The 7,748-nt window shown below is 71.2% G+C and carries 6 protein-coding genes and 1 pseudogene; 5 read left to right on the top strand and 2 right to left on the bottom strand.

Translation table 11 applies throughout. The features are described from left to right. The 4 genes and pseudogenes from ACFV9O_RS34255 to ACFV9O_RS34240 all read left to right on the top strand — a co-directional run. Positions 1-669, top strand: a pseudogene (locus ACFV9O_RS34255) (MFS transporter); the annotation flags it as partial. 4 nt (positions 670-673) lie between these two features. Continuing rightward, positions 674-790, top strand: coding sequence for an SGM_5486 family transporter-associated protein (locus tag ACFV9O_RS34250; RefSeq protein WP_385425131.1), 117 nt, complete (start codon positions 674-676; stop codon positions 788-790). 173 nt (positions 791-963) lie between these two features. After that, on the top strand, positions 964-1,179 hold the full coding sequence (locus ACFV9O_RS34245; RefSeq protein ID WP_385425128.1) for a hypothetical protein: 216 nt from the start codon (positions 964-966) through the stop codon (positions 1,177-1,179). A 99-nt stretch (positions 1,180-1,278) separates the two neighbouring features. Continuing rightward, a complete protein-coding gene (locus tag ACFV9O_RS34240; RefSeq protein ID WP_385425125.1) occupies positions 1,279-1,830 on the top strand; it encodes a SixA phosphatase family protein in 552 nt (183 codons plus the stop codon). An 88-nt stretch (positions 1,831-1,918) separates the two neighbouring features. Here the strand turns inward: ACFV9O_RS34240 and serB are convergent, their stop codons facing one another. Together serB and ACFV9O_RS34230 are read right to left on the bottom strand one after the other, a co-directional pair. Beyond that, complete coding sequence (gene serB / locus ACFV9O_RS34235) at positions 1,919-3,133, bottom strand: phosphoserine phosphatase SerB (protein ID WP_385425122.1); 1,215 nt, start codon at positions 3,131-3,133, stop codon at positions 1,919-1,921. A gap of 100 nt (positions 3,134-3,233) precedes the next feature. Then, positions 3,234-4,832: a streptophobe family protein gene (locus ACFV9O_RS34230; RefSeq protein ID WP_385425119.1), complete on the bottom strand. Its 1,599-nt coding sequence runs from the start codon at positions 4,830-4,832 to the stop codon at positions 3,234-3,236. A 233-nt stretch (positions 4,833-5,065) separates the two neighbouring features. Between ACFV9O_RS34230 and ACFV9O_RS34225 the strand changes: the two genes are divergently transcribed. Next, positions 5,066-7,621, top strand: coding sequence for an FHA domain-containing protein (locus ACFV9O_RS34225; RefSeq protein WP_385425116.1), 2,556 nt, complete (start codon positions 5,066-5,068; stop codon positions 7,619-7,621). Positions 7,622-7,748 lie beyond the last annotated feature (127 nt).

Raw genomic sequence — 7,748 nt, 5'->3', positions numbered from 1 at the left:
CCCGCCGGCCCGGCCGCCGAGGCCGCGCCCGCGCCCACGCCCGCCGGCCCGGCCGCCGAGGCCGCGCCCGCGCCCACCCTGCGCATCACCCGCAGCCGCACCGCCTGGGCCCTCGCCTGCTTCTTCGGGCTCCAGGCCACCGGCGCGTACATCACCATGAGCTGGATGCCGCAGATCTTCCGCGACGCCGGCGTCCCGGCCGGCACGGCGGGCGTGCTGCTCGCCATCACGATGGTCATGGGCGTCCCCCTCGCCTTCGTCATCCCCCGGCTGGCCACCCGGCTCAGGAGCCAGGGCCCGATCGTCTTCGCCCTCGGCCTGTGCGGACTCACGGGCTACGCGGGCCTCTTCTTCGCGCCCGCCGCGGGCGCCTGGGCCTGGGCCCTGCTGCTGGGCATCTCGAACTGCTCGTTCCCGCTCGCCCTGACGATGATCGGGATGCGAGCGCGGACCGGCACCGGCGTCGTACGGCTCTCCGCCTTCGCCCAGAGCACCGGCTATCTGATCTCCATCCCCGGCCCGCTCCTGGTCGGCGTGCTCTACCAGCACAGCGGCGGCTGGGAGCTGCCGCTCGCGCTGATGGGCGGGCTCATGGTCCCGCAGATGATCGCCGGGAGCCTCGCGGGCAGGGACCGGACGATCGAGCACGAAGCCGGGATGCGAGACTGACCGTATGCCTGTGCTCGAACCGAACCCCCCGAACGGCCAGAAGAAGCTCCTGCTCGTCTTCGGCGCGATGATCGCCATCACGGTCGTCATCGGCGTCATCGCCTCGATCGCCGCACCGTGACGACCACGGTGAGTGCGGCGAACGGTGGTGCCGGCACCACCATCCCCTAGGGGGTCAGTGTCAGGGTGAAGTGGGTGGGTCACCGGATGGGAGACCAGGCCCATGATCCGTAGGTTGGAAGCAGCTCGGCAGCCCGGCCGAGCAGCGCACCACAAGACCCTACGGAGGCGGCCATGTCGGCCCGTGCACACACCCGCTCCCACGCCCCGGCCGCGGGCGGCGTGGACGTCCGGCTGCCGTGGTGGGCGCTCGTGCTGCCGGTGATCGCCTTCGCCGCGCTGCTGGTCCTGATGACCGCCTCCGGCGAGGCGCACGCCGTCACGGGCGTCCCGGGCGACCCCTCGTACGTCTTCATCCTGGACCGGATCCAGACCCTGACCGGCTCCTGACCGGCTCCTGACCGCCCGGCGCGCCTCGGCGTCATCCTTGGCGGGGATGCGAGTCAACACCCTGCGCCCGATGGCCGGTTTCATGCGAAGCTGGGGACCATGAGCGCCGCAGTGTTTTCCGGGGGGACACGCCCCGGAACCCCTGAATCCCGAAGGATCGTTCTCCTCCGCCATGCGAAGGCCGACTGGCCCCAGGTGCCCGACCATGAGCGGCCGCTCGCCGAGCGAGGCCGCAAGGACGCCGCCGTCGCCGGACGCAAGCTCGCGGAAACCGGCATCTCCTTCGACCTGGCCATGTGTTCGACGGCGACGAGGACCCGCGAGACATGGAAGCTGGCCGTCCACGAGCTGCCGCAGCGCCCGCGGACGGTGTACGAGGAGCGACTCTACGAGGCCTCGCTCGGCGACCTGCTCGCGCTGCTCAACGAGACGCCGGACGACGTCTTTGACCTGCTCCTGATCGGCCACAACCCCGGCATGCACGCTCTGGCCGACGCCCTCGCCGGACAGGTCGAGGGCGACGCCCTGGCCAGGATGAACCGGGGCGGCTTCCCGACCGCCGCGTTCGCAGTCGTCGGCTTCGAGGGCTCCTGGAAGTCCGTCGAGCACGGCGTCGGCAAGCTCCTCGACTACTGGGCCCCGCACGACTGACCGCCGCTCACCGGCGGAAGCACCGACAGACGAACCGGCCCAGGTGCGCGGAGCGCGTACCTGGGCCGGTCGGTTGACTGCCTATGGCTCAGACTTCGTGGACGTCCGCCGCCTCGACCTCTTCACGGGTGATCCCGAGCAGATACAGCACGGCGTCGAGGAACGGCACGTTGACCGCCGTGTCGGCGGCCTTCCGCACCACCGGCTTGGCGTTGAAGGCCACGCCGAGCCCCGCCGCGTTGAGCATGTCCAGATCGTTGGCGCCGTCACCGATCGCGACGGTCTGGGACAGCGGTACGCCCGCCTCCGCCGCGAACCGCCGCAGCAGTCGCGCCTTCCCCGCCCGGTCGACGATCTCGCCGGTGACCCGGCCGGTCAGCTTCCCGTCCACGATCTCCAGCGTGTTGGCGGAGGCGAAGTCCAGACCGAGACGCTCCTTGAGGTCATCGGTGACCTGGGTGAAACCGCCAGAGACGACTCCGACTTGGTAGCCGAGCCGCTTCAGCGTACGGATCAGGGTGCGGGCGCCCGGCGTCAGCCGTACCTCCGCACGCACCTTGTCCACCACCGACGCGTCGAGGCCCGCGAGCAGCGCCACGCGCGCGTGCAGCGACTGCTCGAAGTCCAGCTCGCCGCGCATCGCCTCCGCGGTCACCTCGGCGACCTGGTCCTCGCAGCCGGCGTGCGAGGCGAACAGCTCGATGACCTCGTCCTGGATCAGGGTGGAGTCCACGTCCATCACCACCAGCCGCTGCGCCCTGCGGTGCAGCCCGGCCGACACGACCGCGACGTCCACTCCGATCTCCGCCGCCTCCATGGCGAGCGCCGTGCGCAGCGGCTCGGTCTCGCAGCCGGACACCGCGAACTCCACAGCGGTCACGGGGTACTTCGCCAGCCGGAAGATACGGTCGATGTTGCCGCCGGTCCCGGTGATCCGTGCCGCTATGGCCGCAGTGGACTCCGCGGTCAGCGGGTGTCCGAGCACGGTGACATGGGAACGGCCGCTGCCGCGGGGACGGTTGTCGCCCGTGCCCGAGATGATCTCGGCCTGGAGCTTCAGCGACTCGGCCCAGCTGTGCACGGTCGCCCGCAGTTCACCCTCGCTCCCGACGGAGGGCTCCGTGACGAGCGCGCACAGCGTGATGCGGCCACGCGTGACGACCTGCTCGATGTCGACCACGTCGACGGCGTAGGCGGCGAGGGTGTCGAAGAGCCCGGCGGTGATCCCGGGACGGTCCTTCCCGAAGATCTTGACCAGGAGGGTGGGGACGTCGGAAGTCTGTGGGGGCTGCAATGCGCTCATGGTGCTTCCACCGTATCGGGCACCCGGTGCCACCCGCCCCCCTGTCCCGAGTGCCGGACACCTGGTCGGGGCCGCCCGCACCCGCCGGCGACACGGAACCTCAGCGGCCCGCCCGCGGCACCCCCGGAGGCGGTGGCCCCTCGGGCGGGCGGTCCTCGGGCGCCCCGTGCGCCCCGTGCCTCCCGTGCCCCCCACCCTCCGCCGGAGGCAGCCGCAGATACGGATTCGTGTCCGGGTTCGGCGGGCGGTACGGCACCGACGGCCGGTACGGCCCCTCGGGCGGAGCCGGCACCTGCGGCCCGCCCTGGGCGAACGGCGCCGCCCGCCGCCCCGCCGCGCCCACCCCGTACGCCAGCAGCGCTCCCACGCCCCCCGCCCCCGCTCCCCACGCCGCCCCCAGCACCACCGCCGTCCCGGGATGCCCGTGCAGCTCCACCCCCGCCCCGAACGCGTCGACCCCCAGGACCGACAGCGACGCGTCCGCCGACACATCCGTCAGCACCACCAGCAGCGGCAGCACCACCGCTGTCACGACCCCCAGCGACAGCGCACACCGCCCCGCGAACCCCACGGCCCCGATCCCCTCCCGCAGCGGCATACGCACCCCCACCAGCGCGCCGGCGCACAGCATCATCAGCGCGCACGCCACCGCCAGCAGCCACACCCGCCCGTCCAGCTCCGCCAGCCGCCCCACCGTCACCGGCTCGTCCGCCGACATCCGCAACAGCTCGTCCAGCGGATCGGGCAGCACCTTCGCCGGCTCGCCGGTCGCCTTCCCCTCCCACGGCACGAAGAGCCCGAGGGGCACGGCGAGCCACGCGCCGTTCGGCGCGCCCAGCAGAGCGGCGCCACCGATCCTCCCGGGGTGCTCGTCGCCGATCGCCGCGTACGCCGCGGCCGCGCCCCCAGCCGCCACGGCGACCAGCAGCACCGTCACCAGCGCCGACACCGCCGGCCGTACGACCCGGTGCACCGCCTCCCAGCCGCGCGGCAGCGGCGTACGGCGCGAGGCGAGCAGCGCGATGAGCAGCACCCCCAGCACCCAGAACAGCGCACCCGCCAGCGAGTCGGCGGTGTCGACGGTGAACCCGACCGATGCCCTGGCGTCCACGAGGTCCCCGAGCCGGTCGGGCAACAGCCCTCCGATGTCACCGATATCGCCGATGTCACCGAGTCCCGGGATCTCGATCCCGCCGCCCCCGCCGCTTCGGCCCGGCAGGTCGTCCAGCCGTAGTGCCCCGCCGTCGAACGTGATGACGTCGTGCCCCGCCCAGGCCAGCCCGCCGACCACCCCGAGGAACAGTGCCACCAACACCCAGGCCCGCGCCGCCAGTTCGGTGTCCGACACCCACGCGCCGGCCGCGCGCAGCGACCGCAGGAAGAAGTGGGACAGCAGCAGCGCCCCGACCAGGCCCACCCCGAGCGGCGTGAAGTCGACGGCCGTCGACGCCTCCGCCCCCTCCAGGCCGAACACGGACACATCGCCCGACGGCGTGACGGAACCCCCCACCGCGAGCACCGTCACCGCCGCGGTCATCGGCCCCAGCGAGCCGCTCGCATCGGCGCCCAGCAGATGCAGTCCGAGCGCCGCCGTGCCCGCCATCCCGGCCATCGCCCAGCTCACCGCGGCGATCGACGCAAGCACCACATCGCCCCATGGCACCCGCCGTTCCGGGTCCCTGCTGTCGCTCGCCGCCATCAGGACCCCCCGATCCGTACGGACTTGTCCCCTTCGTGCCCGATCCGTGGGCACTCATGGGCGCTTACCACTCTCCGGGGGCGTTTCTCCGCCGTCAACGGCGCGTTCGCGCAAGCCTGAACACCGTTTTCACGAGGGCCGACTTTCGGTTACGGTGCCGGGCCTGAAATAGTTCCTCACGATGTTCACCATCCCTAGACTCCCTGCGACGGGGGTAACTCGGGGGACAACTAGTGGGGCATGGAGTGCCTGAACTCGTACTGGAATTGAACGGAAGGACCTGGACCCTCGATCCGTCCAGGTCGTACACCCTGGGACGCGATCCGCAGGGGGACCTGGTGATCGACGACGCCAGGGTCTCGTGGCGGCACGCCACGATCAGCTGGGGCGGCCGGAGTTGGGTCATCGAGGACCACGGCAGCACCAACGGCACCTATGTGCAGGGCCAGCGGATCCACCAGATGGAGATCGGCCCCGGCTCCGCGGTGCACCTCGGCAACGCCACCGACGGCCCGCAGCTGAATCTCTCCGATGCCGCTGCCGGCGCGTACAGCGCCCAGGGAGCCGCCCCGCAGCAGGCGCAGGGTGCCGCGGGCGCGCAGGCCCAGCAGCCGCAGCAGTGGCAGCAGAAGGCCCCGCAGGGACAGGGCCAGGCGCAGGCCCAGGTGCCGCACCAGCAGTGGCAGCAGCCACCGGCCGCGCACATCCCGCAGCAGCACTCCCCGGGCGGGCACTCCCCGGGCCAGGGTGGGGCCGCGGGGGCCCCGCCGGTCTACGGCGACCGCAGCCCGACCACGTTCCACCAGTTCTCGCTCGGCCGCGTCATGCGCATCGGTCGTGCGCTCGAGAACGAGCTCGTGGTCTCCGACCTGCAGGTCTCCCGCCATCACGCCGAGTTCCACGCCACTCCCGACGGCCGCTTCGAGATCCGTGACCTCGGTTCCCACAACGGCACGTACGTCAACGGTCAGCCGATGACCAAGGGCGGCACCGCCCTCCTCGGCCCCAACGACATCGTCGGCGTCGGCCACTCGACCTTCCGTATCGTCGGCGGGCAGCTCGAGGAGTTCGTCGACACCGGTGAGATCTCCTTCTCCGCCCGACACCTCACGGTGACGGTCGACGGCGGCAAGCAGATCCTCAAGGACGTCTCCTTCGGCGTCCCGGAGAAGTCGCTGATCGGCGTGATCGGGCCGTCCGGATCCGGGAAGTCGACGCTCCTCAAGGCGCTCACCGGCTACCGGCCCGCCGACCAGGGCGACGTCCTCTACGACAACCGCAGCCTCTACAAGCAGTTCGCCGAGCTGCGCCAGCGCATCGGTCTGGTCCCGCAGGACGACATCCTGCACAAGGAACTGACCGTCCAGAAGGCGCTCAGATACGCGGCGAAGCTCCGCTTCCCCGGCGACACCGCACCGGCCGAGCGCGAGGCCCGTATCGACGAGGTGCTGCGCGAGCTCAAGCTCGACATCCACAAGGAGAAGAAGGTCACTTCCCTCTCCGGTGGCCAGCGCAAGCGCGTCTCCGTCGCCCTGGAGCTGCTCACCAAGCCGTCGCTGATCTTCCTGGACGAGCCGACCTCCGGCCTCGACCCGGGCATGGACCGCGACGTCATGCAGCTTCTGCGCGGCCTCGCCGACGACGGCCGCACGGTCCTCGTCGTCACCCACTCCGTCGCCGAGCTGGCGCTGTGCGACAAGCTGCTGGTCATGGCTCCCGGCGGCTCGGTGGCCTACTTCGGCCCGCCGGAGGAGGCGCTCAACTTCTTCGGCTACGAAACCTGGGCCGATGTCTTCTCCGCCTTCGAGAACTACCGCGACTACGACTGGGCGGGCCGCTGGAAGGGCTCGCAGCACTACCAGATGTACGCCGCGGACATCGACGCCGTCGCCGCCCAGCCGGTGCAGATGCCGCCGCAGGCGATGGCCAAGCCGCCGAAGCCGCAGGGCTGGGGTTCCCAGCTGTGGACGCTGATCCGCCGTTACGCCTCGGTCATCGCGTCCGACAAGGGCTTCATGGGCCTGATGGTCATCCTGCCCGCCGTTCTCGGCGTGGTCAGCGTGGTCATCCCCGCCGACTTCGGCCTCGCCCCGCCGACTCCGCCGTCCCGCTTCAACGGCGACGCCGGCACGATCATGCTGATTCTCGCGGTCGGCATGTGCTTCTCCGGGGCCGCCAACTCCGTACGAGAACTGATCAAGGAACGAGTCATCTACGAACGCGAGCGGGCCACCGGCCTGTCCCGTTCGGCGTATCTGATGTCCAAGGTGATCGTCCTCGGCCTGATCACGGCCCTCCAGGGCGTCATCATCTGCGCCATCGGCTTCGCCACCCGTGAGCTGCCCGAAGAGGGCCTGGTCATGCCACCGGCCGTCGAGCTCTGCGTCACGATCATCGCGCTGGGCTTCACGTCGATGATGTTCGGGCTCGTCATCTCCTCGCTGGTGAAGACCGCCGAGAAGACCATGCCGCTGCTGGTCATGTTCGCGATCGTCCAGGTCGTCTTCACCGGCATCCTCTTCCAGGTGTACGGGTCGCCCGGCCTGGAGCAGTTCGCCTGGCTGATGCCGTCGCGCTGGGCCATCGCCGGCGCCGGCGCGACCCTCGACCTCGCGCACCTGATGCCGCCGTGGGACCCGAAGAACCCTGACGACCTCGACCCGCTGTGGGAGCACACGGCCGGCCAGTGGGGGGTCAACATCACGATCCTGCTGCTCATCGGCATCGCCTGTGGTGTTGCGGTGGCGCGTCTGCTGCGCCGCCACGAGCCCGAGGTCATGCGCAAGTAGCCGCACGCACCCGCGGACGCACACGCCGAAGGGCGGCACCCCGTGCGGGGTGCCGCCCCTTTTTGTTTGCTTTCGGAGGTGGGGTGGTGATCCCGCAGTGCAGCTTCCGCCCGTGGGCGATTTTGTC

Origin of the sequence: Streptomyces sp. NPDC059909 (genome assembly GCF_042730885.1) — a bacterium.
Lineage (GTDB): Bacteria > Actinomycetota > Actinomycetes > Streptomycetales > Streptomycetaceae > Streptomyces.
The sequence above is the reverse complement of the archived record's forward strand: the minus strand, read 5'-3'. Positions and strand labels throughout refer to the sequence as shown.